We start from the raw sequence: 16,355 nt of genomic DNA, 5'->3' as shown, positions 1-16,355 counted from the left end.
TGCGTGCCACGTTCACCAACAAGCGTGTCCAGGCCTTGCGGCAGCGATGCGACAAATCCTGATAGTGCCGCAGACGCCAGTGCGTTGCGTACCTCTGCTTCACTTGCGTCAGGGCGAGCAAGCCGGATGTTTGCAGCCAGCGTGTCGTTGAATAAATAGGTGTCCTGTGTGACCAGGGCGACATGCTCTCTCAGGTTATCCAGCTCGAGTTGACGAATGTCAGTGCCGCAGATGCGAATCGCTCCCGCGCTGACATCCCAAAAACGCAACAGCAGATTGGCAATTGTGCTTTTGCCTGCTCCGGAAGCCCCTACCAGCGCAGTCGTCGTACCAGGCGGCAAGGAAAAAGAAAGCGCATCCAGGGTAAGGCGCGAGACCGGCGTATACCGAAAGCCCACCTTATCGAAGTCGATCGACAGTCCTTGCGGTGTTGGCACGAGCCGGGCCGGCCCGTTCCTGACAGGAACGGGCTCTTGATGCACCACATGCAGCCGTCGACTGGCGGCCACGGTATCAGCCAATTGGCGGCTTACCTGTGATATTTCGGATACAGGAAGAAACGTTGCGACCGCCACGAGCACCAACAATGGGACCATGGTCGGATCAAGCGCGCCGGCATTGGCCAGCAAGGCGCCGGTCACGGCAACCGCCAATCCGCCCAACCCCATCGCCAACTCGAACCAGGCGCTTTGCGCCGATAGATCATTCAAAATGGCCTGCCTTTGGCGGCTGTATGATTGGGCAATATCCAAAAACTGCTTGCGCCGGCGTGCCGTTGCCTGGAATGCGGTCAGATCGGCCATCCCCTGAATGGTATCTGTCAGGTGCGCACTCATTTGGCCAAGGGACTGACGAGCCTGTTCCCCGAGGGCATCAATCCGTTGTCTGCTGCGCACCGGAGACAACAGCGCATAGGCAAGAAAAGGCAGCAAGGCCAGCGCGATCGGCCAGCTATAGATTGCCAGGAATCCTAGTACGGTAGCAGGCACCAGTACCGATACAATCGCTGGCGCGATGGTATGTGCATAAAAGTATTCGATCATTTCCACATCCTGCGTGGCGAGGGATACCAGATCCCCCGAGCGTCGTTCCAGCAGATACGCTGGCGCAAGCTGCTCGAGCTTGTCGTACAAATCGATGCGCATGTTGGCCAGCAGTTTATAGGCCATTGCATGCGCCAGCCATGATTCCAGCCAGTGAAATAACGCGGCCAGCGGAGCGATGACCAGCAACGCAATGATCAGCGTCTGCGTTGGCTGGCCATTGCGCAGCGCGGCTACAACAAGTGCACTCAGCGCGCCCACGCCGATAAAAGCGGCGACCCGTGCCACGCCGAGCAAGATAGTTGCAATCAGCGTCAGACGCCAGGGCTTGACCACCGAGAGTAGCGTAGCCAGTACATCTGGCCATCCCACCCGGGCCGCATCCTCCTCCAGCGACCGTGGTTTGGGACTACTGGCACGGTTTGGTGGCGCTACCGGGTCAGCTTGCTCATCGGCCTCTTCCGAGATCTGGCTGACACTGGTCTGCTCCCGCATCAATCGATAGTACAGCCCCTCTTGCTGCATCAATGCCTTGTGGGATCCGGACTCAACAATCCGCCCCTGTTCCAGCACCAGGATTCTATCGGCATTAATCACACTGGCCAGACGGTGCGCCAGAATCAGCGTCGTTCTTCCCGCCATAAGCCGGTCCAGCGCTTCCTGGATCAGAAACTCGTTCTGTGAATCGACCGATGACAGCGCCTCGTCCAGAATGAGAATCGGCGCGTCCCGCAACAACGCACGGGCAATACCGACACGCTGCCGCTGCCCGCCAGACAGTTGCAGTCCACGATCACCCACCTGCGTCTCGTAACCGTCAGGCAAAGTCATAATGAATGCGTCGATATTGGCGGACCGGGCGGCCGCGCGCACCTGTTCTGGCGTCGCATCGGGGCGGCCTAACCGTATATTCTCGTTCAGGGTGCCGTGGAACAAGGTGATGTCCTGACTAACCAGCGCAATGCGCGATAGCAATGCCTCTTCGGACAGATCACGGACGTCATAGCCACCCAAAAATATGCGCCCACTCTGCGGCGTCACTTCGCGCAAGAGCAATCGAACAAGGGTGGATTTACCCGCGCCACTTGGCCCGACTACACCGATACGCTCGCCAGCAGCTATTTCGAAATTCAGGTCACGGTGTGCGATTCTCTCTGGTTGATACGCGAATGTCACATTATCAAATCGAATATGCGGCTCCAGATCAGTCGGTGACATTGCCCGCTCGGATGCTGTCTTAACGCGACGCGCATCGTTAAGCTCATGAATACTGGCCGCAGCCGACTGCCCAAGCATGCCCTGATGCAGTACTGACCGCAGGTCGCGCAGCGGACGAAAAATTTCGGTACCCGCCATCAAGACAATAAGAAGCGCTTCCAGGCTCATCTCGCCCTGCACCACGCGGGTAGCGCCCAGCGCGATGGCAATCGCAGCTCCCATGGCAACACCCAGGTCGCTCATGCCTCGCGTGAGTACGCTAACCGACAGCACCCAGAATGTCTTGTCTGACAGATGGCGTGCCCGCTCAGCCAGCCGCAGACCAAAACTTTTGCCTTGACCAAATGCTTTGAGCGTAGGCAAGCCCTGCATGGCGTCCAGAAAATCTTCTCCGAACGCTCTGAGTGCCTGCGCGCGCTCGCGGCTGGCACGTCGGTCCAGGGCATGCACGGCAGCAGGAGCCAGCAACGAGAAAAGCGCCGCGACAAGCAGTACTAAGGCCGTTGGCACGTCCCAGAACGCAATAACAGCAAATATCGCAATTGGAGCAAGGAGCGAAATGGCGACCTGGGGCAAATAGCGGCCAAAAAAGGTCTGCAATTGCTCTACACCATCGATGACACTCAACATGACGCCGCCCGTACGCTGGCTGCCGAGCCAGGCAGGGCCCAGATCGACAATGCGATCATACAGGCCTGCACGCAAAGTAAGCTGAATCCTGGCTGCGGACCGGTTAGCCTCGACCGTACGCAGATGATCGAGCCAGGCGCGCAACAGCACCATGGCAACCGCATACAGCGCCGGCGCCAACCATTGCTGCCAGGGCTGTTGATCGAACACACGGGACAATAACTGACCCAGGAAAACGTAACGGGCGATGCCCGCCAGCAAGGCCAACAGGCCGAGCATTACCCCACCGACCATGCGGGTGCGCAAACCGGCGGTCATCAGCCACAGGCGATAGTCAAAGTACATAGCCACTCCTTCACATCACGATATCTTACTGACAGGACAAGTCTAAGACAATCGATTGTGGTCAGCTGGCATTATTACAATCGGGATACATGCAATGGCACATAGCCCCTGTTACTCCCGAATATAGAGCACGTGTTTATATTTAGCCCGGCTTTATTTCGACTTCTGCCATTTCTTCTATGGTAAGGGCAATGGCTGTGTGATCCATCTCGCCACGCCCACCCTCCACGCCGAATTTCCAAAGTTTCTGGACGGCGGAGGAAACCCAGACAGGTGAACTGACACTATGCGCCATATCAATAGCGATGCCAACATCCTTGGACATAAGTGCCATGGAAAATCCAGGTTTGAACGCTCTTGACAGCACCTGTTGAGGAAATTTCGTTTCGCTTGCTGCGCTGCGTCCGCTACCGGAATTGACGACATCCAGCAGTTTTTGCGCATCTACTCCCATTTTCACCCCCAATGCCAACGCTTCTGACGTGATGGCAAGCGTGGTGGCGGTAATAAGGTTATTCAGCGCCTTCGCTGTATGTCCCGCGCCTATCCGTCCAACATGGATAATCTGCGTACCGATCAAATCAAGGATTGGCTTGACCAGTTCCACGGTTTGCTCATTTCCGCCAACCATGATGGTGAGCGTGCCATTTTCCGCCTTTTGAACGCCACCGCTTACTGGCGCGTCGATCATCATCACATCTTGCCGCGATAACGCCGCCGCGATGTCCTGGGTAACCGCAGGTATTGATGTTGTCATCTCAATCAGCACAGTCCCTGGTCGCATGCCAGTGGATAACCCCCCTTTTCCCAACACGGCCTGCCGAACAATATCGGCGTTGGGAAGAACAGTCAGAATGACCTCATGCGCTGCTCCAAGTAAAGCGAGCGTTTCGTAGGGTTCTGCTCCTAACGACCCGAACGCCTTCAGTACTTCCTTGTTGGTGTCATATACGCCGACTCTCTGCCCCGACTGCAACAACCGTTTGGCGATGCGTCCGCCCATGTTTCCCAAACCCACAATTGCGATGTTTTTTTTCATGACTCTTTCCTGTAATTGATTGACTACAATAGCGTTCAAGCCTGAGCTTCGGGAAGGCGAATCAGCAAGCCGTCCATGTCATCAACCACTTTAATCTGACATGTCAATCGTGATCCCACCGCACGCATATAGGCAAAATCCAGCATTTCGAGTTCAACGGAATCAGCACTTTCGATTCGATCGCGCCATTTTTCATCGATATACCCATGGCACGTGGCACAGGAGCAGGCACCTCCACAGTCCGCATCAATACCGTTTACGCCGTTCTGGACGGCGACTTCCATAATGGACTGGCCAATCTCGGCACTCACGGATTTGCGTGCACCATCCGGCTCAATAAATATAATATTTGGCATATAGATTCCTGTACTTCTAAGTCACTAAATCTGTTTTTTCGAATATGGTCATTGCGCTTAACTCAAGAGATTGATTGGCTATGTCGTCAAGGCATGGGCTTTGTCCGCTGCTTAACCATTTTCGCGCCATCATGAATGCTTTTGCATCATTAATCGCATCTACGGCAATCAGTCCTTCCTGGTCAAAATACCAAACAGAAAGCGCAGTCTCATTTTTGTTCCTGACAGCAACCTGCGTATAACCCAAATTCAGCCCAGCAATCTGAAGTTTAGTTGTGTATTGATCTGACCAGAACCATGGATGACAATCGTATCTGGTAGATGCCCCAGCAATAGACAGCCCCACAACCTCAGCCATGTCTACCGCATTCTGAACGGACTCCAGGCGGATCATCTGCCCACGAAAGACAAAGCTGGCACAATCACCGACTGCGTATATGGCCGTATCTGAGGTACGGCCGGCACGATCCACCACGATGCCATTGGCCACTTGCAGCCCTGCCTCTTGTGCCAACTGCAATTCAGGGATTACACCTATTCCTACTACCACAACATCAACGCCTATCACGGTGCCATCACTCAATCGCACTTTTTCGATCCGGTCGTTAGACCGCTCCAGAGATTCAATACCCACTCCCTCAAGAACTCGAACACCATGCTTCTCGTGAAGATTTTTGAAGTACGCAGCGGTTTGCGCAGCAGCAACGCGACCGAGAATACGACTCTCGCGCTCAATGAGCGTAACCTGCAAGCCAAGGCTTCGAGCTACCGCCGCCATTTCCAGGCCAATATATCCCCCACCCACCACAAGGAGACGCTTGTTTTGCGTAAGCGCATCTCGTATACGTTTTGCATCTGACAGATTTCGAAGCGTATGGATGTTCTGTGCCCCCCCGCCCAACGCTGTGGAAAGTGACCTTGCGCGGGCTCCGGTTGCCAGGACAAGAGCGTCATACTGGATCCTCTCCCCGTCTTCCAGCTCAACCTGTTTTTCTGAACGGTGGATTGCATTGACACGACAGTTCAACCGGAGGTCGATTTTCTCACTCCTGTATTGGCTTTCCTGTTTAAGATATAACCGCCCTTCATCGGCCAGATTGGCTATGTATTTTTTCGATAACGGAGGACGATGATAAGGCAGGTAAATTTCTTCCCCAATCACAGTGATATTTCCCTTGAAACCCTGGGTACGCAGTTTGAACGCAACAGACACCCCGGCATGCCCTGAGCCTACGATTACGACGTTTCCGTTCATTCTGGATTTATTCCTTTACACATAAATGCGATCGACTTGAGAAAGAGTATTGCCACGAGATCAACCCCGGATATTCCTGTCTCAATTGACTTTTGCGTCAGATTTCTGCACGACTGTTGCCCATTTCTTAATATCACGATCCAGCATGGACTGGAATTGAGCCGGCGTGCTAACCAGTGGACTGGCGCCCTGTGCGGCAATGCTTTTTGCCATTGCTGCACTCTGCAGTAAGGTGCCGATGTCTGCATTAATCTTATTGACGATCTCCACTGGTGTATCTTTTGGTGCAAATATGCCAAACCACGGATTGACATCAAAATTGGTGTAGCCTGATTCAGCAATAGTTGGTACCGTCGGTAATTGCTTGGACCGATCGGCGCTTGTGACGGCAAGTGCTCGTACCTTGCCACTTTCAATTTGTTGCGCTATGGAAGGAACACTCGTGAAAACCGCAGTAATTCTCCCGCCCAGAAGATCGGTCAAAGCAGGGCCTGCTCCCTTGTAAGGGACATGAGTCAGGTGGGTGCCCGCTGCCAGATTCACCATTTCACCAAGCAGATGATTGACCGATCCACTGCCTGCCGAACCAAACGTCATATTGGTTTTTAATTTTCCCAGTGCGATGAATTCTTCGAATGTCTTGGCATTCACGTTGTTATTCACTACACAGAGAAAGGGGACAGTCGCAATGGTTGCCACTGCAATAAAATCTTTGACGGGATCATATTGCAAATCACTATACAGACTGACATTGATCGCCTGAGTCCCTTCGTAGGACATCAGCAGGGTATAACCATCTTTCCTGGATTTGGCTACATGACTAAGCCCGATGTTTCCACCAGCACCTGCTCTATTTTCAACAACGACCGGCTGGCCCCATTTCTCCGACAATTTCTGGGCCAGAATTCGCGCCAAAGCGTCAGAGGCTCCTCCCGGCGCTTGCGGCACGACCAATGTTACTGGGCGCTCAGGATAAGCCGCGTAGACCTGCGAATGGCAGTACAGCGCGACTATCAAAAAAAGCAACGCTGCGTTAAAACTTTTTATTACTTTCCTCATACCTGTCTCCTTGAATTTTACTGTCTATTGGTATATTTCATATTTGTACAAAAACTCAAAACTCCACTGCAGCGCACAGCCTTAGTCACTGAAGCAATGCACAATGGTTTTCGTCGTCGTAAATTCATCCAAGGCTTGAAACCCCTTTTCCCGACCATAACCACTTTTCTTTCGCCCACCGAAGGGCAACTCCACGCCACCTCCTGCGCCATAGCAATTGATATAGAACTGCCCAGCTGACACTGCGCGCGCCATACGCTGCTGCCGCGCTCCGTTTTCAGTCCATATTGCTGCTACCAGACCATAATCAGTATCATTGGCCAGTCGTACCGCGTCAGCCTCATTCTCAAAAGGCATGGCTGCCAGGATCGGACCAAACACTTCTGCGCGAGCCAATTCATGATCGCGCGGGACTGGCCCGTACATCATGGGCGGCACGAAGAATCCACCCTTCTGGACATCAGTAATTTTGCCTTTGGCAATAAGAGGTATGCCCGACTGATCGATACGCTCGAGAAGCGTATTCAGGCGTTCAAACTGAGGCCGTGTAATGATAGGACCGCACTGCATGCCAGCATCGGGCATGCCTGCCGTAATCAAAGAGATCGCCTGAGCGACACACGAGGTCACTTCTTCATAGATTTCTTGCTGTATGAGCAACCGCGTACCGGCCGAGCAGGTCTGCCCTGTATTCTGGGCTATGCCCCCAACAATCGCGGGGATCGCCTTGCCCAGATTGGCATCCGCAAACACGATTTGTGGGGATTTTCCACCCAGTTCCAACAGGCAAGGGACGTGATTGACCGCGCTGGCAGCTTGAATGTGCGCACCAACGGCTGGAGATCCAGTAAAAGTGATGAGATTGATATCGGGATGTCGTGCTAATGCGTCACCAGCTTCATGCCCATATCCTGTGACAATATTCAATACTCCATCAGGTAAGCCTACGTTCTGCATCAGCTTGCCAATATAAAGCACCGATTGACAGGCCTCCTCCGATGGCTTCACCACAATTGCATTTCCTGCCGCTAATGCCGGACAGGACGTACGGCCAAACATCTGGGACGGATAGTTCCACGGAATGATGTGCGCTGTTACCCCGACAGGCTCATGTACCACCTGAACGTTGTAACCATTGGCATAGGGGATCACTTGGCCATGGTGCTTATCGGCTGCCGTGCCATAGAACTCGAAGTAGCGAGCAAGAACTGCAATATCGTTTTGGGCCAGATGCAAGGGTTTTCCGGTATCGCTTGATTCTATTTTTGCGATTTCCCCTGCATGCAATAGAATTTCCTCTCCGATCCTGCACAGTAATCGTCCACGCTCAAGCGCAGACCAACTGCCCCAGTGGTTCACGAAGGCATTGCGCGCTGCTTTTACGGCGGCGTCAATATCGACGGCCCCTCCCCTACCCACTTGCGTGAAAACCTTACCCGTTGCCGGATTCTCGATATCAATGACACGTTCATCGTGTGGCGACTGCCATTTCCCATTGATCAATAATGTCTTCATGAATCTTCTGCCTGATCCATCTCTCTGATCACTTCCTGCGCCGTGCGAAAACTGTCGACTCCAGCAGGAACACCGCAATACACAGCAACCTGCAGAAATACCTCGCGAAGTTCTTCCCGTGTCCAGCCGTTATTGATTGCTCCGCGCACATGGGCCTTGAGCTCATTTGTCCGCCCTAGAGCGCAGACCATTCCCAGGTTCAACATCGATCGATCCTTTCTGCTCAATCCTGGACGATTCCAGATTTCATCCCAGCAATATTCAGTGACAAATGCCTGCATAGGCCAGTTGTAGTCGGTAGCACTATTCAAGGCCCTGTCGACATACTCATCCCCCAGGACATCACGGCGGGTCTTGAGCCCTTGCTCGAATTTTTCAGATCTTTTGAAAGCGGTCATAATCTCGTTTAACGTTGTTAAATCAGGTTGTATTGTCGGATTCGATTGAAGACGGTATCGCTTCAAACATCTACGTAAATTTCATCATCGCGGATGGATACCTCATAAGTCTTGATTCGGCTGTTGCTCACGCCAAACAGGCATTTCCCGCTTTCAAGATCAAATTCCCACCCGTGCCAGGGACACTTGAGTACCTGATTTTCCATCCCATACTGGTATTGGCCCGCGCAGGATGTCGGTAACATGGTCCCCTGCACAGTTCCCCGAGCCAGTGGCGCCCGCTTGTGCGGGCAAATATTCTTGACGGCGAAAACTTTGCCTGCTGCCTTGAATACGCCTATCGGACGACCCTCTATATCTATCGTTAATGCATCATCCTCGGGAATATCACTCAGATGTCCGACTTTATGCAGCATGGCTCGCTCCAGCGTGATGGCGTGGTTTCAACCCGAATAGCTCCGCGGCATTGTCGTGAAAGATGCGCTGCTGCAGGTTCTCTGGAAGACGCTGGAATGTGGTTTGCGGATAATCGGTATCCCAATGCGGATAATCCGTACTGAAAAGAATCGTTCGATCCGCATGCACCATCTCCAGAATTTGTGTCAGGTACTCGTCTTTCTCCGGCTCCTCCAAGGGCTGGCTGGTGAAACGCACACGGTCCAGCACATATGAGCTCGGCTCCTTTTCCAGCCAGGGAACTTCGTTGCGGAACTGCCGCCAATTCTGATCGAACCGCCAAAGCATATGCGGAACCCATCCGAAGCCGAATTCGGCAGCAAGCACCTTCAATCCAGGAAACCGGACAAATACGCCCTCAAATAGCAGGCTTGTGATATTGCCCATCGCTATCTGCGGAAAACAGGAGTGCCGTTCAATATAGGTGCTAGGTACACCACCCGCAAAAGAAACACTTGTCTGAAATGCGCCTTCCGTACCGGTGGGATGAAGAAAAATGGGCAAGCCGAGTTCCTCGGCCGCTTCATAAATGGGGTAGTAGTGAACATTGCCCATGAGAATATTCATAAGCGGCATGTATACCGCCACGATATTGTCCTGACCGCCGATCCGACGAATTTCCCTTGCAGCCTCGACAGGATCATGTACTGCCACGCACATAGCCAGGCGAAACCGATCATCGACCGACAGCCATTTATCTATGAAGTAATCGTTGAATGCCCGGGCCAGCACCGTGGCTTCCACAGCGTTTGGCAGGGACACCAGTTTTCCCGCCTGGATGGACGAAAGGACTGCGTACTGGATATTCAGTTTATCCAGATGCGCTTCACGCAGAAAATGCGGGTCCGAGCCGCCGACGCCGCCATCCGGTGTCTTTGCATCGCGACGAATGGAAGTGGCCCCCGCCAACGGTGGGCGAAGCGGATGATCGGGCAAAATAGAACGTTTTCCTTCGAACCTCATTTGCCAGCTTTTGCTCATATAGGGCTTCAAGCCCTCGATATCCCCGCTTATCCAGGGATGAATATCAGAATCGATAATTTTCATAAGTGACGTGTTCATTGCTGCTCTCTTTTCAATTTCTCCAGCGGCACGATAAATTCCTTTTGAAGCCGTGGTGATTGGTATTGTCGTCATGCTACTATCGAAGCCGCGTTCGGGGAATTTTGAATTTCAAGCAGTAGGCTTCGGCCAAACCGAACGCCAAACCGCCAATGACAGCTGCAATTTTCCATGCACAGGCAATACAGGAGACCGAAGAATGTACTTTGAGCTATCCGATATGCGCGTTTTTATCCATGTAGCCGAATCATCTAGCATCACGCAGGGCGCCAAGCGGGCGCATCTATCCACTGCGGCGACAAGTGCCAGAATAAAAGCGCTGGAAGGCCAACTCGGAGCAAAACTGCTGTACCGTGACAGCCGCGGCGTTACGCTTACGCCAGCGGGTATCAAACTGCTGCGACACAGCCGGATCATCATGCGCCAAGTTGACTTCGTAAAGAGTGAATTCGCGGAATACGGAAGCGGCATGCTGGGGCATATCCGGATCTTTGCCAATACCACGGCGGTTACCGAATCACTGCCGGAATTGCTCGCACAATTTCTCGCCCTGCACCCTGCCATCACGGTGGATTTGCAAGAACGTTTGTCGCGCGATATTGTCAGGGGAGTACTTGATGGGTCCGCAGACTTGGGACTGATTGCCGGGCCGGTCGAAGCGGAAGGACTGGAAGTCATTCACTACAGTACGGATCGACTGCTGTTGGCCTTGCCGGCCGGACATGCATTGGCAGACAAATCCTGTATTACTTTGGCCGAGACCCTGGACTATCCTCATATCAGCTTTCGGGAAGGCAGCACTTTATACGATTTGATGACGGCGCAGGTGGAGCGGCTAGGCCGCAGCTTCCCTATGCGAATACAAGTCTCGAGCTACGAAGCCATTTGCCGCATGATCGAAACCGGCGTAGGCATAGGCATCATTCCAGAATCCGCCTCCAGGCGATACTGCAACACCATGCGATTCGTAACGGTGCGTTTGCAGGAGCCATGGGCTATACGCGAGCGCAGCCTATTGGTTCGTGAACTGGACGCAGTGCCTGGGTGCGTCAAAGAGCTCATCGACACGATCGTTGAGCGCATCGGCAATTGCCCCAAGCCAGCGTCAGATTAGTTTCCCAGTTCGCACGATGCCTGTGGACTGCAGCCTGAGCAGTACCGACACCATCATCAGATCGCCCGCGCTGAAATAGCCTTCCTGCCAATCGGCATCGCCAAGCCGCTTGGACCGTTAGCGCAGCCGGACACGAACCCGATCCTCGCGCATCACGTTGCACTCTTCGTACCACGACTTGTCGCCCGCCAGGCCCTTGCCGTCGTCGGGAGACAGCGCACAGGCCGTAATGATGGGGATCATGATCAGCTATAACCAGAGCAGTACCTTATATTCATATTTAGACCACGCTTGAATCGGTCAATAGATCTGACGCTAGCAATCTGACCCTGGACGATACAAGCCTGGCTCCTTCGGACAACGGACGCTGGCGAGTCACACTCAATGCAATCGTTCTGCGTATCCCCGGGCTGATGATCAGACAGGCGCTCAGCTCTCCGGCGGCTACTTCCTGCGCCACTGCAGTCAGAGGCAATAGCGTAAAGGCATGGCCACCGGCAGCTACGTCTTTCATCGCCGTAGCGGTTTCCACCTCCATGACAATGTTCAGCCTGGTATCGTGGCGACGAGACAATACATCCAGCGTTGCTCGCAAGCCATTGGGTACCGCTGGCAATACCAACGGAATGCCGTCAAGGGAATGAAAAGGCAGGCTTTTGGCCGCAAGTTCTGGCAGGCCGGCCTTGCCGACCAGGAAGGTATCTAGCTTGCCAAGCACATCCTCCCCGCGCGATGCGGACGAACCATAGCGATTGACCACGATCATATCCAGGCGCCCCGACGCAAGCTGTTCATCAAGGGAGCCACTAAAGCCCTCCGTCACATGCAGACGAAGCTGGGGCGCGCACGCACGGATATCTGCCAGCAAAAGCGGCAATAATTGCCGTGCCAGCGAAGGCAGGACGCCGATATGCACTGTCCCCGTCAATATGCCAGCCGCCTGATGAGCGGTGGCGTCGAGCTGCTCGACCTGATCAATGATGCGCTTGACTTCGGGATACATGCGTCGCCCAAAATCGGACAACACCATGCCCCGGCCGGTTCTGTCAAACAGGCGCTTGCTCCACTCTTTTTCCAGCATGGCAATCTGACGGCTGACCAGCGACTGCGCCATGTCCGATGCGATCGCTGCACGAGACAACGACTGCATATCCGCCACCAACAGGAAAGTGTTCAGTTGCTTGAGATTCATGATTTCACTTAAATGGAAAGCTGAAATTATAAACTTTGTATTTATATATATCTCAATTGTGGCTAAGCTTGTCTTCATTAACGTAGAACAAATATGGAGACAAACTTGAAACTCACACACTGCCTTACTGCGGCGTTTGCCGCCACTTCCCTGCTGGCCTCATCTGTTGTGAATGCGCAGGAATCCTCGTATCCCACCCGCCCGGTCAACCTGGTTGTGCCCTTTTCTGCGGGTGGCCCCACCGATGCCATGGCACGTATCCTGGCGCAAAAGCTGGGCGATCGTCTTGGCCAGCAAGTGGTTGTCGACAACCGTGGTGGTGCCGGTGGCAGCATCGCTGCGGAACTGGTGGCTCGTTCCAAAGCAGACGGATATACCCTGTTTTTTGGCACGACCGGCACCATGGCGATCAATCCGAGCCTTTACGCCAACTTGCGTTACGATCCGATCAAGGATTTCTCGCCCGTCAGCCTGATGGCGACAACGATGAATGTACTGGTCGTCAACCCCCAACTGCCCGTAAAGACACTTAATGATCTGGTCAAGCTGGCCAAGACAAAGCCGGATGAACTCACTTATGGATCAGCGGGCAATGGCAGTTCCAATCACCTGTCGGGCGAGCTGTTTCGCACCTCCGCCGGCATCCGGATCAGTCACATTCCATACAAAGGCTCGGCACCTGCACTCGTTGACCTGCTGGCCGGTCGCATTTCAATGATGTTCGACACCATTGCGCAGCAGACCCAGAATATTTCCGCCAGCAAGGTGACCGCGCTCGCGGTAACCGGTCCAAAGCGCTCAACACTGTTGCCTGATGTACCCACTGCCCAGCAAGCCGGGCTCGACGGCTTTGACGTCACAATCTGGTATGGCGTGCTTGCTCCACATGGCACGCCCGAGGTCATCGTGAACCGACTGCAGCGTGAAATTGCAGCCATCATGGCAACAGAGGACATGAAATCGCGCATGCAAAGGGACGGCGCCGCTGCGCAAAGCACCACACCTGCAGAGTTTGCCGACCTGATTAAAAGCGACACCGCCAAATGGGCGCCAGTCGTCAAGAACTCCGGCGCGAGCCTGAATTGATACGAGTAGCATCCATGATATTCTCTCCTGATCCTGGCCTGAGAAACGCCCTGGCTCCACGCAGCATCGCAGTGATCGGCGCCACGGAAGACCCCAACAAAGTGGGTGGTCGCCCTCTGCATTACCTTAAACGCTTCGGATTTTCCGGCGCGGTGTATCCGATTAATCCAAGACGCAAGATAATACAGGGTATGCAGGCATTTGCATCGCTCGATGAACTGCCGGAGATACCGGATGTCGCCATCGTCGCAGTCGGCCAGGATGCCGTTTCGGATGTCATAGAACAATGCGCTGAGCAAGGAATTATATGCGTCATAGTGATGAGCTCGGGCTTTGGCGAAACAGGCAGCGCGGGAGTCCAGCGGCAAACCGCACTGGTAGAACAGGCTCGCCGACTGGGCGTGCGGCTGGTGGGCCCCAACGCGCAAGGCGTGGCCAATTTCCAAACCGGCGCAGTAATGAACTTCAGCACTATGTTCATGGAAATCGAGCCCGAAGACGGGCCGGTTGCCATTATCAGCCAGAGCGGCGCAGCCAGCGTCATGCCCTACGCCATGCTGCGTGAACGCGGTGTGGGCGTACGCTATCTGATTGCCTCTGGCAATGATGCTGATGCCTCGGTGTGCGAATTAGCGTTGGCAGCCGCGGTCGATCCTGCAATCCGGGTCATCCTGTTGTATATCGAATCGCTGACGGATCCCGCCATGCTGGCCGAAACGGCCCGACTGGCCATCTCGCGCGGTGCAGCGGTCATTGCCCTGAAGGCCGGACGCAGCGTGCAAGGTGCGAAGGCCGCGGCCTCGCACACAGGCGCGATGGTCAACGATGATGTCGTCGTGGATGCCTTTTTCGAACGCCACGGCATCTGGCGTGCCGCCGATGTGCACGGACTGGTCAACGCCGTTGAACTTTATCTGACAACGCCGCCCCGGCCCGCAGACAGCCTGGTTGTCATGAGCCACAGCGGCGCGGTCGGGGTGCTGTGCGCGGATGCAGCCGAAACCCTGAATCTTCCGCTAACGGAATTGGACCCTGCGGTGGTGCGCAGCCTGGCTGACATTATGCCCAGCTTTGCCACCGCACAAAATCCGGTAGATCTGACAGCCTCGCTGATGACCCAAAGCGGCATGTATGCCGCTACGCTCAATACCCTGGCTACCGATCCGCAGGCAGATATGTTTCTTATCGGCGTGCCCGTGGCCGGCCCTGGCTATGACGTGCAGGGCATGGCAACCGATACCGCCACGTTTGCAGCCAATACAGGTAAACCAGCCGTGGTGTCTGCGCCCCAGGCGTCGGTGCGCCAGGTTTTTCGCGAAGCCGGCGTACCCGTGTATGCGCACGAAACAGATGCCATCAATGCACTGCACCAGTGGAGCCGCCATGGCATCCTGATGCGACAGGCATCGGCACGCGACCAGCTGGAAGTATCGGCAGCATCAATCCTCGCCCTTCCGGACTGGACGACTCAGTTCCTGAGCGAAGACGAAAGCCTGGCCGTACTGACAAAAGCGGATATTCCAACAGTGCCGTATGTACTGTGCCGCAATGCGGATGAAGCCGTCACCGCCTGGCGTGCGCTGGGACAGGACGTTGTGATGAAAGCCTGTTCTGCCCACATTCCGCACAAATCCGAACATGGATTGGTATTTATTGGCCTGGACAGTGAACAGCAAATCATCGAAGCATGGAAACAGTGCGCGCAGCGTGTTGCCGCCCTGCAGGTCCCGTACGATGGCGTTATTGTCGCCAGGCGCGTTTCGGGACGACGTGAGTTTGCGCTGGGCGTTCGGCAGGATCCAGTCTTTGGCACCATCGTGATGATCGGCGATGGCGGCAAATATGTAGAAGCCCTGCGCGACTTCGTTGTACTGCTGCACCCGTTTTCGGAAGATGACGTTATCGCCAAGCTGCACACACTTCGCATCGCGCCGATTCTGGCCGGCGTACGCGGCGAGGCACCCATCGACCTCGACACTGTGGCGCATACAGCTGTGGCGCTCGCTCGCCTGGCCGCATCTCAATCGCACGACATTACATCCATCGATCTGAACCCGCTGATTGTCGGCGATACGGGCAGCGCAGGCTGGGCCGTCGATGCCGTCATCGAACGTTGCAAGGAGCAGGCATGACCCCTCAAAGTACCGTACTGACAGACTATATCGACGAGATTGCCGTCGTTCGCCTTAATCGCCCGGCCGGCATGAACGCCGTGGATGCCTCGTTGCGCACAGCGCTGAAGGACACACTATATGCGCTCGAGGCTGACGATGCTGTCCGCGCCATCGTGCTGACAGGCACCGGCGAGCGAGCCTTCTGCGCAGGTCAGGACCTGGATGAGGCGGCCACGATCGACACTGGCAATCTTGCTGACTGGCTCAATCGCCAGCACGCCATGTACCAGGCTGTACGCGACATGACAAAGCCAATTGTTGCGGCACTCAATGGTACCGCCGTTGGTGCCGGCTTTCAGATCGCCCTGATGTGCGACTTGCGGGTAGCCCATCCAGCGCTACGCATGGGACAGCCCGAAGTCAAGGCCGGACTGGCGAGTATTGTCGGTTCATATCTGATGTCATTACAAATT

At 54.6% G+C, this 16,355-nt stretch carries 15 protein-coding genes; 4 read left to right on the top strand and 11 right to left on the bottom strand.

What is annotated here, in order from left to right:
- The 9 genes from ACTIKR_RS16635 to ACTIKR_RS16595 all read right to left on the bottom strand — a co-directional run.
- A partial coding sequence (locus ACTIKR_RS16635) for an ABC transporter ATP-binding protein/permease (RefSeq protein WP_442328428.1) occupies nucleotides 1-3,236 on the bottom strand: 3,236 nt, incomplete at its 3' end.
- A gap of 142 nt (nucleotides 3,237-3,378) precedes the next feature.
- Nucleotides 3,379-4,275: an NAD(P)-dependent oxidoreductase gene (locus ACTIKR_RS16630; protein ID WP_442328427.1), complete on the bottom strand. Its 897-nt coding sequence runs from the start codon at nucleotides 4,273-4,275 to the stop codon at nucleotides 3,379-3,381.
- Between the two features lie 35 nt (nucleotides 4,276-4,310).
- Nucleotides 4,311-4,631 carry a 2Fe-2S iron-sulfur cluster-binding protein gene (locus tag ACTIKR_RS16625; protein WP_442328426.1) on the bottom strand — a complete coding sequence of 107 codons (321 nt, stop codon included), beginning with the start codon at nucleotides 4,629-4,631 and terminating at the stop codon, nucleotides 4,311-4,313.
- 16 nt (nucleotides 4,632-4,647) lie between these two features.
- Nucleotides 4,648-5,886 (bottom strand): NAD(P)/FAD-dependent oxidoreductase, encoded by a 1,239-nt coding sequence (locus ACTIKR_RS16620; RefSeq protein WP_442328425.1) that lies wholly within the window; start codon nucleotides 5,884-5,886, stop codon nucleotides 4,648-4,650.
- 81 nt (nucleotides 5,887-5,967) lie between these two features.
- Nucleotides 5,968-6,945 (bottom strand): Bug family tripartite tricarboxylate transporter substrate binding protein, encoded by a 978-nt coding sequence (locus ACTIKR_RS16615; RefSeq protein ID WP_442328424.1) that lies wholly within the window; start codon nucleotides 6,943-6,945, stop codon nucleotides 5,968-5,970.
- A gap of 81 nt (nucleotides 6,946-7,026) precedes the next feature.
- Nucleotides 7,027-8,460 (bottom strand): aldehyde dehydrogenase family protein, encoded by a 1,434-nt coding sequence (locus ACTIKR_RS16610; RefSeq protein ID WP_442328423.1) that lies wholly within the window; start codon nucleotides 8,458-8,460, stop codon nucleotides 7,027-7,029.
- Entirely contained in the window at nucleotides 8,457-8,858 is a 402-nt protein-coding gene (locus tag ACTIKR_RS16605; RefSeq protein WP_442328422.1) for a carboxymuconolactone decarboxylase family protein, read from the bottom strand. The genes ACTIKR_RS16610 and ACTIKR_RS16605 overlap by 4 nt, the downstream gene beginning before the upstream one ends.
- Nucleotides 8,859-8,920: 62 nt before the next feature.
- Entirely contained in the window at nucleotides 8,921-9,274 is a 354-nt protein-coding gene (locus ACTIKR_RS16600) for a Rieske (2Fe-2S) protein (protein ID WP_442328421.1), read from the bottom strand.
- Nucleotides 9,264-10,376, bottom strand: coding sequence for an amidohydrolase family protein (locus ACTIKR_RS16595; RefSeq protein ID WP_442328420.1), 1,113 nt, complete (start codon nucleotides 10,374-10,376; stop codon nucleotides 9,264-9,266). Before ACTIKR_RS16595 ends, ACTIKR_RS16600 begins: the two co-directional genes overlap by 11 nt.
- 199 nt (nucleotides 10,377-10,575) lie before the next feature.
- Here ACTIKR_RS16595 and ACTIKR_RS16590 point away from each other — a divergent pair, with 199 nt between their 5' ends.
- Nucleotides 10,576-11,490: a LysR family transcriptional regulator gene (locus ACTIKR_RS16590; protein ID WP_442328419.1), complete on the top strand. Its 915-nt coding sequence runs from the start codon at nucleotides 10,576-10,578 to the stop codon at nucleotides 11,488-11,490.
- Between the two features lie 117 nt (nucleotides 11,491-11,607).
- Here the strand turns inward: ACTIKR_RS16590 and ACTIKR_RS16585 are convergent, their stop codons facing one another.
- Both ACTIKR_RS16585 and ACTIKR_RS16580 read right to left on the bottom strand, forming a co-directional pair.
- Nucleotides 11,608-11,733, bottom strand: a complete 126-nt coding sequence (locus tag ACTIKR_RS16585) for a hypothetical protein (RefSeq protein ID WP_255509702.1) — start codon at nucleotides 11,731-11,733, stop codon at nucleotides 11,608-11,610.
- Nucleotides 11,734-11,770: 37 nt separating this feature from the next.
- Nucleotides 11,771-12,682: a LysR substrate-binding domain-containing protein gene (locus tag ACTIKR_RS16580; RefSeq protein WP_442328418.1), complete on the bottom strand. Its 912-nt coding sequence runs from the start codon at nucleotides 12,680-12,682 to the stop codon at nucleotides 11,771-11,773.
- 105 nt (nucleotides 12,683-12,787) lie between these two features.
- Between ACTIKR_RS16580 and ACTIKR_RS16575 the strand changes: the two genes are divergently transcribed.
- The 3 genes from ACTIKR_RS16575 to ACTIKR_RS16565 form a co-directional block, all read left to right on the top strand.
- Nucleotides 12,788-13,768, top strand: coding sequence for a Bug family tripartite tricarboxylate transporter substrate binding protein (locus ACTIKR_RS16575; protein ID WP_442328417.1), 981 nt, complete (start codon nucleotides 12,788-12,790; stop codon nucleotides 13,766-13,768).
- Between the two features lie 14 nt (nucleotides 13,769-13,782).
- Nucleotides 13,783-15,900, top strand: a complete 2,118-nt coding sequence (locus tag ACTIKR_RS16570; RefSeq protein WP_442328416.1) for an acetate--CoA ligase family protein — start codon at nucleotides 13,783-13,785, stop codon at nucleotides 15,898-15,900.
- A partial coding sequence (locus ACTIKR_RS16565; RefSeq protein ID WP_442328415.1) for an enoyl-CoA hydratase/isomerase family protein occupies nucleotides 15,897-16,355 on the top strand: 459 nt, incomplete at its 3' end. The genes ACTIKR_RS16570 and ACTIKR_RS16565, both read left to right, overlap by 4 nt.

The organism is Advenella sp. (assembly GCF_052108595.1).
Lineage (GTDB): Bacteria > Pseudomonadota > Gammaproteobacteria > Burkholderiales > Burkholderiaceae_B > Advenella.
The sequence above is the reverse complement of the archived record's forward strand: the minus strand, read 5'-3'. Positions and strand labels throughout refer to the sequence as shown.